At 36.3% G+C, this 15,417-nt stretch carries 14 protein-coding genes; 7 read left to right on the forward strand and 7 right to left on the reverse strand.

The features are described from left to right. The first annotated feature begins 410 nt into the window (after positions 1-410). From GQR56_RS21545 to GQR56_RS21720, 4 genes are all read left to right on the forward strand, one after another. Positions 411-554 (forward strand): phage integrase N-terminal SAM-like domain-containing protein, encoded by a 144-nt coding sequence (locus GQR56_RS21545; protein WP_346775774.1) that lies wholly within the window; start codon positions 411-413, stop codon positions 552-554. 437 nt (positions 555-991) lie between these two features. Further along, the gene (locus GQR56_RS17015) at positions 992-1,318 is read left to right on the forward strand and encodes a hypothetical protein (protein ID WP_024612163.1); all 327 of its coding nucleotides are present in this window, start codon (positions 992-994) and stop codon (positions 1,316-1,318) included. Positions 1,319-1,493: 175 nt separating this feature from the next. Beyond that, positions 1,494-2,678: an MBL fold metallo-hydrolase gene (locus GQR56_RS21375; RefSeq protein ID WP_206018195.1), complete on the forward strand. Its 1,185-nt coding sequence runs from the start codon at positions 1,494-1,496 to the stop codon at positions 2,676-2,678. Between the two features lie 50 nt (positions 2,679-2,728). Next, positions 2,729-3,793 (forward strand): DUF1566 domain-containing protein, encoded by a 1,065-nt coding sequence (locus GQR56_RS21720; RefSeq protein WP_346775775.1) that lies wholly within the window; start codon positions 2,729-2,731, stop codon positions 3,791-3,793. A 94-nt stretch (positions 3,794-3,887) separates the two neighbouring features. On the opposite strand, the gene GQR56_RS17030 is transcribed toward GQR56_RS21720, so the two are convergent. Next, positions 3,888-4,388, reverse strand: a complete 501-nt coding sequence (locus GQR56_RS17030) for a lactoylglutathione lyase family protein (protein ID WP_024612161.1) — start codon at positions 4,386-4,388, stop codon at positions 3,888-3,890. 126 nt (positions 4,389-4,514) lie between these two features. On the opposite strand from GQR56_RS17030, the gene GQR56_RS17035 reads away from it, so the two are divergent. Continuing rightward, positions 4,515-5,390: a LysR family transcriptional regulator gene (locus GQR56_RS17035; protein WP_166113698.1), complete on the forward strand. Its 876-nt coding sequence runs from the start codon at positions 4,515-4,517 to the stop codon at positions 5,388-5,390. A 97-nt stretch (positions 5,391-5,487) separates the two neighbouring features. On the opposite strand, the gene GQR56_RS17040 is transcribed toward GQR56_RS17035, so the two are convergent. The 3 genes from GQR56_RS17040 to GQR56_RS17050 form a co-directional block, all read right to left on the reverse strand. Beyond that, positions 5,488-6,165 carry a haloacid dehalogenase type II gene (locus GQR56_RS17040; RefSeq protein ID WP_166113701.1) on the reverse strand — a complete coding sequence of 226 codons (678 nt, stop codon included), beginning with the start codon at positions 6,163-6,165 and terminating at the stop codon, positions 5,488-5,490. Positions 6,166-6,192: 27 nt separating this feature from the next. After that, positions 6,193-6,504: an EthD family reductase gene (locus GQR56_RS17045; protein WP_166113704.1), complete on the reverse strand. Its 312-nt coding sequence runs from the start codon at positions 6,502-6,504 to the stop codon at positions 6,193-6,195. 336 nt (positions 6,505-6,840) lie between these two features. After that, positions 6,841-8,079 (reverse strand): NADH:flavin oxidoreductase/NADH oxidase family protein, encoded by a 1,239-nt coding sequence (locus GQR56_RS17050; RefSeq protein ID WP_166113707.1) that lies wholly within the window; start codon positions 8,077-8,079, stop codon positions 6,841-6,843. A 100-nt stretch (positions 8,080-8,179) separates the two neighbouring features. On the opposite strand from GQR56_RS17050, the gene GQR56_RS17055 reads away from it, so the two are divergent. Both GQR56_RS17055 and GQR56_RS17060 read left to right on the forward strand, forming a co-directional pair. Then, the gene (locus tag GQR56_RS17055) at positions 8,180-8,584 is read left to right on the forward strand and encodes a MerR family transcriptional regulator (RefSeq protein WP_024612157.1); all 405 of its coding nucleotides are present in this window, start codon (positions 8,180-8,182) and stop codon (positions 8,582-8,584) included. 61 nt (positions 8,585-8,645) lie between these two features. Further along, the gene (locus GQR56_RS17060; RefSeq protein WP_166113710.1) at positions 8,646-9,026 is read left to right on the forward strand and encodes a hypothetical protein; all 381 of its coding nucleotides are present in this window, start codon (positions 8,646-8,648) and stop codon (positions 9,024-9,026) included. Positions 9,027-9,032: 6 nt separating this feature from the next. On the opposite strand, the gene GQR56_RS17065 is transcribed toward GQR56_RS17060, so the two are convergent. From GQR56_RS17065 to GQR56_RS17075, 3 genes are all read right to left on the reverse strand, one after another. After that, positions 9,033-9,224 (reverse strand): DUF3185 family protein, encoded by a 192-nt coding sequence (locus GQR56_RS17065; protein WP_166113713.1) that lies wholly within the window; start codon positions 9,222-9,224, stop codon positions 9,033-9,035. A 50-nt stretch (positions 9,225-9,274) separates the two neighbouring features. Beyond that, positions 9,275-10,741: a DNA recombination protein RmuC gene (gene rmuC, locus GQR56_RS17070; RefSeq protein ID WP_166113716.1), complete on the reverse strand. Its 1,467-nt coding sequence runs from the start codon at positions 10,739-10,741 to the stop codon at positions 9,275-9,277. A 1,261-nt stretch (positions 10,742-12,002) separates the two neighbouring features. After that, positions 12,003-15,149: a DEAD/DEAH box helicase gene (locus tag GQR56_RS17075; protein ID WP_024612153.1), complete on the reverse strand. Its 3,147-nt coding sequence runs from the start codon at positions 15,147-15,149 to the stop codon at positions 12,003-12,005. Between the last annotated feature and the right edge of the window lie 268 nt (positions 15,150-15,417).

Here is a 15,417-nt window from a genome sequence, read left to right on the forward strand (position 1 = left end):
CATTGGTTTTCTCCGGTGAATAGGGGGAAGTCCCAATGACAAGTGTGGCAATTATGCTAGAGGTTGCTAGCTCCGCGTAGCGGCTTTGTTCAACAGCTTATTGAACACCACTTTGGGGGATTATAACACCCCAAAACGGCGTATATTACATGGCTCAATAATTCCACTAAATAACGCCAATGTAAACAAGCAATTACGTATGCTATAAAATGATCGCTGTTAAAACACATCAAAACGACTTTTAATAATGTTATTGGACAAAACACAAAAACTGTCTATACACAGTGCGTATTTGAGGTTGAATATCATTTATGAAATCTCTGTTTCTAACCATGATTAAATATTATATGTATAACAAGCGCTGTACAAAAAGCACTATTGAAGCTTATCTATTTTAAATAGCTGCCTATATCCGCTTTAATAATATGCAACACCCTAGTTCTATGGGAGATACTAAAGCGGAGTTATATTTAAACCATTTAGTGAACTCGCAAAATATAGCGCAAGGTACACAAGCCAACGCATTGAATGCGCTAAGTTTTCTATATAAATAAATCATCAAGAAACCCCTCTCATTATCATTCGATTTTGTAAAAAATGAACGATCGAGAAAATTACCTATTGTTCTTACACAAACAGAAATTTCAGCACTATTTAAACACTGTATTACAAAATATTATTTACCCTGTGGTTTTTTTATGGTCGTGGTATGTGATTAAAAATCAAATTAGACAGCCACTTTAATTTAACAAATAAAACGATGCCACTAAATTTACTTTTTGGTTAAGCGTTCATCTATTTTTATGCCGTCACTCGCACACCACCCATTAAAGTAAGTCTCTATTACTACTAAACCCCTATTGCACGCATAAAAAATAAACCTGTCACTGTTCTAAAATTTTAAATAACTTAGTGATAGTAATCGCTTAAGTAATTTGTTAAAAAAGGTATAAATTTAAGCAAGCAGATCTCTTAATATGCACAGGATAATATGCGTTCAATTCAACTTTTAGGTTTAATCTGCTCACTTGCCGCATTTACTTTGTTATATTGGACGTTAGCGCCAATAACATCACAAAGTAGCGGACCAGCTACGAGTGCATCAGGCTTAGTTTTAATGTTTTTTTTTGCACCGCTGCTTGGATTTTCCGCCTTATTACAAATCCCATCTTCATTAGCATTAATAAATAAAAAATTGCGTACCAGTAGTTATTTCTCAGGTAAGTTTTGGTACTGCGTTTGGGGTTTAAATAGTTGCTTATCTTTAGGCTATCTTACAGCCACTGTTTATTTAGCTTATATTTATCAAGGTAAATAACCCTAAAATCCATCCTAACCTTTGCGACATTGTTTATTAAGCACTCTAATTAAGTGTTTCGATAGCTCCTCATAACATGGGTAAAGTATTGTAAATTCTATGAATATACTCAAATAGATTTGTATAGTGCGCAATATACAAGGTCATTATATCTCGATAAAAGGTCATGTTTACTATGAAAAAACTTATCGTTGCGCTAATAATATTAGGTTGCGAGTTATTGACTGTAGCCAATGCTGCAGAGCAATTAACGGCTACTATTATTGGGTCAGGTTCACCCATTTATAATGAGAACCGAGCGAGTGCAAGCACGTTAATTTCGCTAGGTGACACACATATTTTGGTTGATATGGGAAACGGCACGCAAGCCAACTTAAATAAATTAGGCTTTAATGCTAAAAATATATCAGCACTATTTTTAACCCATCATCATCTTGATCATAACGAAGAATTTGTTCCTATGTTTATTGGCTCTCTTTTAGGTCAGGATAACTTCACTATTATGGGTCCGCCTAATACCGTTAAGCTCACAGAGTTAAATTTAGAGCTATACAACGAAGACATTTCATATCGTTTAAGCAAAACAAACCGCACACTTGATGAGCGTAAAAATGCGTTTGAAGTAAAAGATTTAAAGGGTGGTGAGTCGTTTAAAATAGACGATATTGTTGTGACTACACTCAAAGTACCCCATACAATTTATACTATTGCCTACCGATTTGATTATAAAGGGCAGTCTATCGTTATTACTGGTGACCTTACTTATTCTGACAAACTACCTACATTTGCTAAAAATGCCGATTATATGATCATTGATTCGGGCGGTATGATAATGAAAGACGGACGCCGTAAAAATAAAAGCGGCAATAAGTCGTCTCAAAGTCGAGAAAATAAAAAGCCCAAAGGAAATGCGCATCTAAACCTAGCTGACTCAAGCTCTATGGCTAATAAAGCGAACGTTAAAAATTTGGTATACACCCATTTTAATTCAACGGTTGTTGATACCGTAGCAAGCATGAAAGAAATTCAAAAAAATTACAGCGGTAATGTAATTTTTGGTGAAGATTTAATGGAGCTAAAAAATACGCCTCAAACTACTTCTCCTAAAGTAGCAAACAACTATACAATTGTTGATACTAACCAAAGAGTTGCTTATAGCAACAATGACGTTATTGAATTACCGCAAAGCGACGATGCTTTTTTTGGTCAAGATGCGAATTACATTATTAATCCGCCTTCGTACACTGATAATCATAACGGCACAGTTACCGATAATGTAACGGGATTAACCTGGCAACAAGAGATGGGTAGTAAACTGTCTTTTGAAGAAGCACTAAAAAAAGTTAATAGTGTAAATTAGGTGGCTTTAGCGACTGGCGAATACCGACTATTAAAGAACTTTATTCTTTAATTGAATTTTCTGGCAGCGTGAAAGGAGATAAAGCGCTTTATCCTTTTATAGACACCAATTACTTTAATCAGCCTATTGGTAACACAAGTGCAGGGGAGCGAGAAATAGACGCGCAAACGTGGTCAAGCACCGAATACGTTGCTAAAACCATGAAAAGCGATGACACTGTTTTTGGCGTAAATTTTGTTGATGGCCGCATTAAAGGCTACCCAAAATATAATCCGCGCACTCAAGAGCCTAACAAAATGTACTTTAGGTTTGTTAGAGGAAACACTGATTACGGAAAAAACGATTTTGTTGATAAGAGTAACGGCACTATTTTAGATACCGCTACAGGATTAACGTGGCAAAAGGCCGACAGTAACAAGGGGCTAAATTGGCAACAAGCACTCCAATACGCTGAGCAGTCAACTTTAGGCGGTTATAACGATTGGCGCTTACCCAATGCCAAAGAGCTGCAAAGTATTGTTGATTATACTCGCTCGCCAGCTACATCTGATTCTGCTGCGATAGATCCTATTTTTGAAACATCATCAATTATAAATGAGGCCGGTGAAAAAGATTACTCATACTATTGGAGCTCTACAACTCACCTTGATGGTCCGGTGCCAGAAGAGGGCGCGGTATATATTGCCTTTGGTAAAGCTTTGGGTGAAATGCGCGGTATAACACTTGATGTGCACGGCGCGGGCTCTCAACGCAGCGATCCTAAAGTAGGAGAACCTACATCGAGAGGTCCGCAAGGCGATTTAATTCGAGTGAATAATTATGTTCGTATGGTAAGAGGCGGCGTAGTTGATGTAGCAACAGGAACCTTGTTAGAGAGTAAAAGTGAATACGCTGATATTAGCTTAACCCAAACAAACAACTCTCAAAAATCTCAAGCAACACCAGCGAATAAAAACAGTAATTTTATTAAACGATTTGATAAAAATAACGATGGGAAAGTAGAACGTTCAGAGTTTAAGGCTTCAGATCAACGCTTTAAACATCTCGACAAAAACCAAGATGGATACATAAGCGCAAATGAAGCGCCAACAGGTCCTCCAAAAAAAGATCGTTAAACTTATTTTATTAAATATAAAAGTGAAGCTAATCGAAAAAGGTCGCAGTAAATATACTGCGACCTTTTAGACTTAATATTTAACTCACCTAAACTTAGTAAGCGCCAGCGCTGTAAATAAGCTCGTAGCTGTGGCTGTAAATCTCTAAAATATTACCAAACGGGTCTTCCATGTAGATCATGCGGTATGGCTTTTCTCCAGGGTAGTAATAACGTGGTGCTTCCATACGTTTTTTACCGCCGGCTTCTACTATACGCTCCGCTAAGCCTTCTACATCTGGGTCTTGAACACAAAAGTGAAAGATGCCTGTTTTCCAGTATTCAAAGTTGTTTTTTGGGTTTTCTTGGTTTTTAAATTCAAAGATTTCTACACCAATACGATCGCCTGTAGATAGGTGCGCTATTTTAAATTTTTCCCATTTTTCGCCAAATACTTCTGTGCACATTTCGCCAATTGGGCTTTTGTCTTCGGTAATTAAGGTAGGTTCCATTATTGTGTACCATCCCATAACCTTAGTGTAAAACTCAACGGCTTTTTCAACGTCGGGAACCGAAATACCTATGTGCGAAAAACTACGTGGATATGTATGACTCATAATACTTCCTCTTTAACTTGTGACTTAGCTTGTGACTAATCTTATGACTAGTTGATGGAGTTAGTTTACGAACAGGGAAGTATTAAGTAAAATTATCATTAATCATCATTTTGAGTATGCTTTGTAATGATAAATCCTACATGGTTAAACACATTTTGCACTTTGGTTGAGGTAAATCATTTTACCCAAACTGCCCAGCGCCTTTACATGACGCAATCGGGCGTGAGTCAGCATATTAAAAAGCTAGAGCAGCAAGTTAACTGCGCCTTGCTTGAGCGCCACGGTAAGCAGTTTTCGCTTACGCCACAGGGCCAAAATTTATATCAGCAGGGCAGTCAACTTCTTAAAGATTGGCAGTTTTTAGAGCAACAGTTAAAAGATGATTCACCCTATAGGGGTTCTATAAAAATTCAATCACCGGGCAGTTGTGGTTTAAAATTTTATAGCCAGTTACTAGCACTGCAATCTGAGCATGAAGGGCTGACTATTGATTACCGTTTTGCGCCAAATGAAAGTGTGGAACAAGCAATAGCAAATCATAGCGCCGACATTGGCTTTTTAACTCATCCGCCTGTGCTTGGCGAAGTAACAAGCCACAAAATAGGTAAAGAGGCGCTATTACTTGTAACACCTGCAACAATTAAAACGCCAACGTGGCAAACATTATGTAACTTAGGATTTATAGGTCATCCCGACGCAAAACACCACGCACAATTATTACTTAGCGAAAACTACAGTGAGTTTGAACATATTGACCAAATAAAGCGGGCAGGGTTTTCTAACCAAATTAGTTTAATACTAGAGCCTGTAAGTTTAGGGTTAGGCTTTACGGTATTACCTGCTCATGCTGTAGGAGCATTTAATAAGCCTGAGCTTATTAAAACGCATCATTTAGTAAATCCAGTTAGTGAATCTATTTATGTGTGCCATCATCGAAATCGACCGCTGGCAAAACGCATGAATACTGTGATTGAGTTAATTAAGGCGGGAATTAGTAATTAGGTGTACGTTTATAAACAAAACGCGGTGTAAGTAGTTAAAGCGTAAACCCCCTTTACACCTATGGCACGTTACACCATAGGCAAAAGGGGATATAAAATTAGTTAACGCTTTCTAATTTTGCTTTTAAATCGAGTAAGTCGGTTGCGATTGTGTTTGGTTGTATTTCCCACGGATCGAAAATAGATTCTTTTGAGCGCTGAATCCAAGCGGCGCGCATGCCATGCGATATAGCACCGGTTACATCAAACGGGTTACTTGATACAAGCCATGTGTTTGCACCTGTTGAATTTGTTTCCCGTAAAAAGTGACTATAAACCCCTGGGTTTGGCTTAAAAGTTTTAACATCGTCGGCACTTACTACCCCTTCAAAAAGCTCATCAATACCTGCCGTTTTTAATAAGGTATGAACCGCATTGGCAGCCCCATTTGAAAATGCAAACAAACGGTAATCTTTCGCTTTTAATTGTTCAAGACCGGCTTTTACATCGTCGAACGCAGGAAGTGTTTTATAAAGCTCTAGCAGCTGTGCTTTTTGCTCGTCACTCAGCTCGGTTTTGTGCGCTAAGCAGGCGTAGTCGAGTGCGTGTTTGGTACATAGCGAGAAAGGAATATAATTTTGCATTAACCCACGTCTAAATGAGTATTCTAATTGCTTTTCGCGCCATGTGTTTGAAAATGCTTGGGCGTTGTCGCCAATCATGTCGTCGAGTAAGGACAGTACGCCGTGAGTATTAATTAGCGTACCGTATACGTCAAATGCAAGTGTAGTTGCCATGTTTGCCCTCGTTATTTTAAATTAAATTTATAGCTTAATTTCGCTAATTTGGATTTGTGGCTGGGTGTTTGTAAAATTAGCTAGGTCTGCCAAAATTTTATCTGCGTGCGGTGCAAATGAATTTTGAAATACTTCTACCGATTCAAAAACAAGATGCCCCATTGCAATATAAGTTGGTGCTTCATTTGGTGTACCGCCAGCAAGCCCAGCATCTGCGGAGCCACTAATTAATGCATCACCTAGTAAATCGGCAATAAGCGGAATATGTGCATTGCAGTAGTAGTCAAAATCGAATTGAGCATCGGCTGCGTTTGGGTAAAGTACTGAAACTTTAATCATTGAGACTCTCCAGTATAAATAAGAATACTTACACGTTAAGGCTTAGGTAATAGTAAATAAAAAAGTTACCAAGATAACTACGCATCACTTTGAACGATCGCTCAAAAATTATCAAGCTCTCAATTAAAATTGTCTAAAATTAGAATCATTAATCTACAAGAATTAAATTCGAATAATGTGAAAACTATAGAGATAGGTGCCTAAAAACTTAGCACCTACAAAATATAATGGGAACGAGCGATTAGTATTTCAACCGCAAAACTAAAGATAAGCTGTAATGGGGGTTTACATTAAATTTAGACAATCGTTTCTTGAACTTTATAACCGAATGCACATTTAGTTTAACTCAGCCAAAAAACGCTTGCGGTAACGTTTAGTTAGCTTTAACGATCTGAGCTGATCCGTTATTAACGTAAATAAAGGGGATGCGTTTGTTTTTACCGATTTACCTTCTCCAACACGGCGTATTTGCCTTTTAACCAATGCCATTATAGCAAGCCCAGCAAGGGTTTTATCTCGCCAAGTAACATTGGGTAACACGGCTAATTGCAATGGCTCATTTTGCCATTTATTTGGTAAATTGGGCTGATATGCAAGCGCAGTAGCGACTCCGACTAAAGCAACTCCACTTTCAATTACATTATTTGCAATAGATAAACGACTGATGCCGCCAGTTGTCATTATGGGTATTGAAGAACGCTGGCTAATTACTTTTGCAAACTCTAAAAAATATGCCTCGCGGGCTAGTGTGCGCTCATCGCCGGTTTTCCCTTGCATTGCCGGCGCTTCATAGCTGCCACCTGAAAGCTCTACAAAATCAACATTGAGCTCATTAAGTAAATCGACTACAACTTGCGCATCACTTGGTTCGAACCCGCCTCGTTGAAAATCTGCAGAGTTTAACTTTACCGATACCGAAAAAGTAGGCGAACAAAGTGCTTTTATATTACGAGTAATTTCCAGCAATAAACGCGCTCTGTTTTGCAAGCTTCCTCCCCACTGATCGTTACGCAGATTGGTAAGAGGCGATAAAAACTGAGCTAGTAAATAACCATGTGCAGCATGTATTTGTATTCCATTAAAACCTGCTTTTTCGGCTTGTTGTGCTGTTTGTGTAAAGCGGGTAATAACATCATCAATCTCGCTCTGCGTCATTGCTTTTGGTACGCCAAACAAGTGCGAATGCTTACCCATATTAAGTGCAACACTTGAGGCTGAAAGAACCTTTCCGCCCATTTTTTTAAATACCTGCCTACCAGGGTGATTAATTTGCATAACCACTTTGCAGTTGTTTTGTTTTGATAAGCGAGCAAGCTCTTCAAATGCAGTAATATCAGTATTTTTCTCAAGCACAAGACCACCAGGACCAGTCATTGCTAAATGATCAACCATTACATTACCCGTAATAATAAGTCCGGTACCACCTTTAGCCCACGCACTATAAATATTTTTAAGTGTTTGAGAAGGCGTTTGATCCTCTTGTGCTAGGTTTTCTTCCATGGCGGCTTTGGCAATACGATTTTTCAATACTAAACCACTAGGTAGGGTAAACGAGGTAAACACAGGGTTATGCATAATTATTAGCTAATTAAATTGACATTAAAGTAACTATAACCTTAAAGTTAGCTTTAAGGTCAATACACTAAGTTTATGTAAAGTGGAGTAATTATTAGTTATGAAAATAGGCGAACTTGCTAAACTTACCAACACCCCCACCAGTACAATTCGCTTTTACGAAAGCAAGGGCTTATTAAAACCGAGCACTCGCAGTGCAAACGGCTATAGACAATACTCACAACAAAACCTAGAAAAGCTTCAGCTAATTAAGTTCTCACAAAGCTTAGGGTTTTCTCTAGACGAAATTCCTATGTTACGTAACGAAAACGACGAGTTAGACCACACCGTAATAATTAAACGCTTAGAGCAAAAACAAAAAGAAGCCGATGAGCTCATTGTGCAAGTTAAACGTAAATCAGAACGCCTAAGCTCTTTAATTACATTACTTAATAGCCATTGGTCAAAAGGACAATGCCTGCCAAGCACTACTTTACATCAATTATTAGCTCAATCAGATTCTTGATCATCATAAAATTATAGAGCAAATTAAACCTAATGATTTATAAATACATAGAGGTAATAAAATGATTGAAGTAATACTTGATCAAGATGCTAAAACAAATGAATTATTGATAAGTTTTACGAATAAATATAACAAAGTATGTTTTATAGATCATATGCGTATATTTAAAAATGAAAGGTACACTGTCGCATGTCTCGATATTTATGATCTGGCGGGAAAAAAAATATCAAGATTAAAACATTTAAGGCTGCGCGCACCTAAATTCCCTGACGATTACCTAAAACTTGAAGCAGGGCAAACTTATTTAGCATCGCTTGATTTAAATAAGCACTTTAAGATTGAAACTAACGAAATAATTGTTCAATACAACTGTTATAACAGCTCTCCTATTTCAGAAGAGCGTCAAAAAATGAGTTCAAATAAAATAACCATGTGCATGTAATGTTGATCACTTAAACTTTTTAATACCAACTAGTACACATATAGCGCCGCCAATAATACCAGCCCATGCTTCTATTGGCGTGTCACCACTAAACGCACGGCTTAATTGCGACGTTGCTGCGCTATAAACATCATAGCCCCACACTATGAGTGCAATACCTATAACGATTAAAACAATTCCTATAATCTTATTATTCATAAATACCCTTAAGGTTTAATTTGTATAAACGAAATAAAAATAAATCAGGATTAATCTAATTCTAATTGAGCACGCTCAACACTTTCGCTGGGTAACTCTTTTTGTACCGATACACCTAACTCTTTAAACTCAGACGCTTGTTTAATCAAGTTCCCTTTACCACGATATAACTGTGAAAACGCTTTGTCGTAACTTTCTTTTGCTTTATCAAGCTGCTTACCTACGCCTTCCATACTTAATAAAAAGCCATTAAGTTTGTTATAAAAACGCTCGGCACGGTTTGCCAACTCTTTTGAGTATTTGGTTTGCTCTTCAAATCGCCAAAGTTGTTTAACAATATTTAAACTAGTAAGCAGCGTAGTTGGAGTAGCAACGAGTATATTTTTTTCAATTGCTTGTTGATAAATATCACTTTGATATTTAAGCGCCTCAACAAAAGCCGACTCTATTGGTACAAACATAACCACAACCTCTGGCGAGTTAAGACCAGGTAAGCGGTCGTACGATTTGCTTGCTAGCTCATTTATACGAGCTGTAACAGCGTTTACATGCTCTTTGATTGCTTGGTTAGCATCTAACTCGTTTTCCGCATTTACGTAGCGAGTATAAGCGTTTAGCGATGTTTTAGCGTCAATAACTAAATGGCGACCTTGTGGTAAGTACACAACTACATCAGGGCGCAGACGACCCTCTTCGGTGTTAAACGACACTTCGCGTTTGTAATCAACGCCAGCACGTAAGCCTGCGCTATCTAACACGTTTTCGAGCATTAGCTCTCCCCAATTGCCTTGGGTTTTCTTTTGCCCTTGTAGCGCATTACTGAGCTTATCGGCTTGATCGGTAATAGCTTGGCTTTTAGCCTGTAAATGCAGTAACTCTGTTTTAAGTGCCGTACGTTGTTTTATATCTTCAACGTGTATCGACTCCATTTTTTCTCTAAAGCCTTTTAGCTCGCCTTGAACTGGTTTTAATAATTGCTCAATACTTTCTTGATTTAACGTTTTAAAGCTTTGCGATTTTTCTTCTAAAATTTTGTTGGCTAAGTTTTCGAATTCTTTTTTGAGCATATTTTTACTTTGCTCAATTTGTGCAAGTTGCTCAGTAAAGTTTTGCTGTTTTTGCTCAAGCATGGTGCGCATATTATTTAGTTCAACATCGCGTTGATTGTATTGCTCACGCAGGGCAGTAAGTTCACTTTCGGCCTTACGCCAAAATTGATTGTATTGAATACTTTGTTTTTCTTGTTCACTAACACGCGTTTTAAAATGCTGCGCTTCATCGCGCTGCTCTTGATGGGTATGTTCAAGTAATTCGTGATCTTCAAGCAACGTGTTGTATTGCGATTGTTTATTATCGAACTGATTTTTTAATAGTGAAAGCTGCTGTTGTTGATCGCTTATTTGTTGATTTAATTTTTTGCGAAGCTGCGATGATACAACACCATAAAATACAACGCCTAGAGCAATACCAGAGCCTGCGCTTAACCAATCTATATTAGTGAGTATTTGAGTGAACATAAAAATAAACTTATAAAATTTAGAGACATGACATCATAACCAATAACAACTAATAGAAGTAGGGGAGCACAGAAATTACAGGCATAAAAAAACCAGCTCAAAATAAGCTGGTTAAATATTACTAAATTAAGTAATCAAAGGGAAAATCAACATGTGCCTGAGTAAGCTGCAACTTAAATACCCGTTCACAAAATAAATTAAATTATTATGCGAAGTTGTATACAACAGGCACTACAGTAGACCGGCAAACGAGATAATTAATTCAAAATAATTTTATAACGTTAAATAAAGTAAATTTACTTGGATTGTGTTTGATATGGATATAAATTTTGTGCATAAAAAAAGCCAGTTTAAAATAAACTGGCTTAATTATTACTAAAAATAGTAATCAAATTGGGGGGAAATCAATATGAAACTTGAATTAACTGCAATTAATCACAAGCATAATAGTAGACGGTCTCTTTTCAATTAAGTTCATAATAAATTCGAAATTATTTAAATAATATTTTAGCGGTAAATTTTAGACATAAAAAAAGCCAGTTTAAAATAAACTGGCTCAATCATTACTAAAATTAGTAACCAAATGGGGGAAATCAACATGAAACTTGAATTAACTGCAATTAATCAACAAGCATAATAGTAGACGGTCTCTTTTCAATTAAGTTCATAATAAATTCGAAACTATTTAAATAATATTTTAGTGCTAAATTTTAGGCATAAAAAAAGCCAGTTTAAAATAAACTGGCTTAATCATTACTAAAATTAGTAACTAAATGGGGAAATCAACATGAAGCTTGAATTAACTGCAATTAATCAACAAGCATAATAGTAGACGACCTATTTTTGATTAAGTTCATAATAAATTCGAAACTATTTAAATAATATTTTAGTGCTAAATTTTAGGCATAAAAAAAGCCAGTTTAAAATAAACTGGCTTAATCATTACTAAAATTAGTAACTAAATGGGGAAATCAACATGAAGCTTGAATTAACTGCAATTAATCAACAAGCATAATAGTAGACGGTCTCTTTCTAATTAAGTTCATAATAAATTCGAAACTATTTAAATAATATTTTAGTGCTAAATTTTAGGCATAAAAAAAGCCAGTTTAAAATAAACTGGCTTAATCATTACTAAAATTAGTAACTAAATGGGGAAATCAACATGATGCTTGAATTAACTGCAATTAATCAACAAGCATAATAGTAGACGACCTATTTTTAATTAAGTTCAAAAAAATAAAAACTTTTTTAAACTAATTTAATTTTTAATGAGCGAAAGCATTTGTTGTTCGTCAAATTTAGTAAAGCTCATTGATTTATCGGTAAATAATGCATCTACGAGTGCTTGTTTGTCCTCTTGCATTTTAAACACTTTTTGCTCTATTGAATTACTCATGATTAGCTTATATACAAATACGGGGTTTGTTTGCCCGATACGATAAGCTCTATCAGTAGCTTGTTTTTCTACAGCAGGGTTCCACCACGGATCAAAATGTATAACAGTGTCGGCTTGCGTAAGGTTAAGACCAGTGCCGCCCGCCTTTAAGCTAATTAAAAATACCGATGTTTTACCGCTAGTAAATTCGTCAATTACTTTATCGCGATGACGTGTTTGCCCTGTAAGCAAACTAAAGTCTATATTTATTTCAGCAAGGCGTTGGGCTATTAAATCAAGCGCCGATGTAAACTGACTGAATATAATAACTTTACGACCCAGACTTAACATAAGTGGTAAATGAGTTGCGAGCCATTCAAGCTTTGCAGATCCAGCATGCGTATCTGGTTCAATTAATTTTGGATGACAACAAATCTGCCTTAACTTTAATAACGCCTCAAGAAAAGCAAGCTTACTTTTTTGCACACCTTGTTCAGCAAACAAATCAGTCAATTTTTCTTCTAGTGAGCGCGTGATCCCTTCGTACATCTCTTTTTGTTTAGGCTCAAACTCAAACTCTTTAGTTAGCTCGGTTTTTTCAGGCAGTTCTTGCGCTACTTGTGCTTTAGTACGGCGTAATATAAACGGCATTATTAGCGCTTTTAGTTGCTCAGCGCGTTCCATGTCTGCATCACGTTCAATAGGAGTTTGAAAATGCTGTTTAAAATGCGCCTGAGAACCAAGTAACGATGGCATTGCAAAATCAAGTAACGACTTAAGCTCAAATAAATTATTCTCGATTGGCGTACCACTTAAGCATAATTTAAAGTCGGCATTAAGGCGTTTAACTAAACGCGATACTTGTGCTGTATCGTTTTTAATATATTGCGCTTCATCCAAAATTATATTTTCGAAATACAGCGGCGAATAATAAGCAATATCACGTTTTAGTAATGGATAGGTTGTTAATATACATTGCGATTGTGCTAAATGCTGCAGCGGTTCGTTACGATTCGATCCAAAAATAGTCGTTACTTTTAAACCTTTCGCAAATTTAGTAATTTCGTTTTCCCAATTACTAACCAAACTTGTAGGGCATACAATAAGTGTAGGACCCGCTTGAGGGCGATTATACGTGCTAGTTAAAAATGCAATAACTTGCAGTGTTTTACCTAACCCCATGTCGTCCGCTAAAATACCACCTAATTTATGGCGCTTTAAAAAGCTTAACCAATCTACGCCTTGTTGTTGGTATTCACGCAGTACAACTGAGTCATTCAAGCCATGTAGCGATACAGTGGGCATTGTACTATCTGAATTATTTAATTCTTCTAAATAACTCTCTAGTGTGTCGTCATGCAACTCTACATTAATTTCAGTATGTTTAACTAATTGAGGTAAATACGAGAGTGGAATATTAAATTCATCTCGGGTTTTTACAAATTCAAAACGTTGCTTAAATTCGTTAAGTAAATTTATAGCCGATTTATTAATAACACCAAATTGGCGACCAACTGGGTAATAGTGAAACAACTCACTTTGACGGTTTAACGATTGATAAGCTAAGTCGTCATTGTTAAACAGTAACGCTGCTTTGGCATCATGCAGTAGCACTTTACAGTGCATTTGGTGCCCAATAGCTCTGTTAACATTTAGTGTTACTTCACTTTGTGGGTTAGCAACATTTACTTTGGTTACACTGACTTTCCAGCCACGTTCTTTAAAGCTTGGGAATAACTCGTAAATTAACCAATGTAAATGAATAGGCGATTGCTTAGTAAATATAAACTCACTTTGTAAACCCCCTTTACAAAACTCAAAACCTAAATTTACTAACTCATTCGTAACGGTATTCTCGAACGCATTATTAATTAGATTTTCAGGTGCAGAACCAGCTAAATAATTTTTATTTTTATACTTAAATAATAACGACAGTGTTAAACCACGTTCTTCCATCGTTACTTTTAAAACTGCATTACTTGCTGCTTTTGGTAACGTTGTTTTAGAGTTGGTAGGGTGAGGAATAACTCCCGCACCAAAGTTATCAGCAAGCTGTTTATAAATTCGATCAAAATTAGTATCGTGTAAAGCAGGCATGGTTTGTAAATGCGATATTTCGTCTGCACTTAATGGTGTACGTATACGACCAATTTTTAAGTGATCTAGGTCTAGGTAAGTAGGTGGGGTTGTTTTTATTAACGCCCAATTTTTACTTTGATCAAGATTAATACCTAACTGGGTCACGTCTTTTTCTTGCTTCCAGTTAAAACTCAGAGCCTGACCACTTTGTGGTTTAATTGCGACACGAGAACGTTGCAAAAATAGTCGCTCTGTGGCTATTAATTGCTGTAAAGCATTAAAGCCCCACTGACCTTTAAGTTCGAGACTACCCACAGCATTTTGAGAACGGATCCAACTGTACAGCCTAAAATCGCTTTCGAGTAAATCGCTTGGCGTTATAAAGCTGTTGAGTTGTTGATCTGTAAGGTTGCGACCTAACGTGTAATTTTGATTTTTGTCGTGGTTGGCTAATTTAGGAGATAAAAATACTTTATTATTTTCAATATCTAATACAAACAATAATACTTGAGATGGTACGTTTTCTTCTGCGCTTTTAAGAGCGCTTAATTCACTAAACCAGTCATTAATAAAGTAGTCTTCACCGTATTCACCTGAGTGTTCTATTTTTAATTTTAATAAAATAGCAGCTAAGTGGCGACATTTAGTTTTTATATTACACGTACAGTGTGTATCAACCGAATAACCAGTTGGTAATTTTATGATCTCAATACGTTGGTTAAACGGGGTGCCGTTATCACCTAAAACCGTTGAGTCGACCACCGAAAAATTGGGAGTATGTTCTAACCAAGTGATTTTACCGTTTTTATAATACTCTTTGGCTTTAGCAAGAACATTGGGCCTAAATAGCTTTTTAATAAAACGTTCAGAAAGAGGAAACTGGGTAGCCTGCTCATTTTTAATTTCTTCAAAAATAGCGAGTAAATCATTTTTTGATAAGTTAGCAGACATGTCACTCTAAGGATTAGTTTTTAAAAATAATTCTGCCAGTATATGCCTTATGTGCTCTGAGCTAAAGCAATATTAACACTATATAAACTGGTTGGAGCTGATAGGTTAGTAAAAAAGCGGTTTATGGCAATGTAAACCAAAATTTTACTAAGTTAAGTTCGACTAAAATAATAAAGGTAAATTAACAGAAGGGTTATTAGCATTACTAAAAACTTTACAGATCAGATTTTTACTAACAAATATTAAAAATGAAGATATATGATTAAAA

The sequence above is a fragment of the Pseudoalteromonas sp. Z9A5 genome (assembly GCF_011378875.1).
In the GTDB taxonomy this organism is placed as follows: Bacteria; Pseudomonadota; Gammaproteobacteria; order Enterobacterales; family Alteromonadaceae; genus Pseudoalteromonas.

Bases quoted from the DNA above. Each gene is read 5' to 3' on its own strand.
- GQR56_RS21375 (WP_206018195.1), top strand. From the start codon at position 1,494: ATGAAAAAACTTATCGTTGCGCTAATAATATTAGGTTGCGAGTTATTG.
- GQR56_RS17060 (WP_166113710.1), top strand. From the start codon at position 8,646: ATGATTGAAGTAATACTTGATCAAGATGCTAAAACAAATGAATTATTG.
- GQR56_RS17045 (WP_166113704.1), bottom strand. From the start codon at position 6,504: ATGATTAAAGTTTCAGTACTTTACCCAAACGCAGCCGATGCTCAATTC.
- GQR56_RS17040 (WP_166113701.1), bottom strand. From the start codon at position 6,165: ATGGCAACTACACTTGCATTTGACGTATACGGTACGCTAATTAATACT.
- GQR56_RS17030 (WP_024612161.1), bottom strand. From the start codon at position 4,388: ATGAGTCATACATATCCACGTAGTTTTTCGCACATAGGTATTTCGGTT.
- GQR56_RS17035 (WP_166113698.1), top strand. From the start codon at position 4,515: ATGATAAATCCTACATGGTTAAACACATTTTGCACTTTGGTTGAGGTA.
- GQR56_RS17055 (WP_024612157.1), top strand. From the start codon at position 8,180: ATGAAAATAGGCGAACTTGCTAAACTTACCAACACCCCCACCAGTACA.
- GQR56_RS17015 (WP_024612163.1), top strand. From the start codon at position 992: ATGCGTTCAATTCAACTTTTAGGTTTAATCTGCTCACTTGCCGCATTT.
- GQR56_RS17065 (WP_166113713.1), bottom strand. From the start codon at position 9,224: ATGAATAATAAGATTATAGGAATTGTTTTAATCGTTATAGGTATTGCA.
- rmuC (WP_166113716.1), bottom strand. From the start codon at position 10,741: ATGTTCACTCAAATACTCACTAATATAGATTGGTTAAGCGCAGGCTCT.
- GQR56_RS17050 (WP_166113707.1), bottom strand. From the start codon at position 8,079: ATGCATAACCCTGTGTTTACCTCGTTTACCCTACCTAGTGGTTTAGTA.
- GQR56_RS17075 (WP_024612153.1), bottom strand. From the start codon at position 15,149: ATGTCTGCTAACTTATCAAAAAATGATTTACTCGCTATTTTTGAAGAA.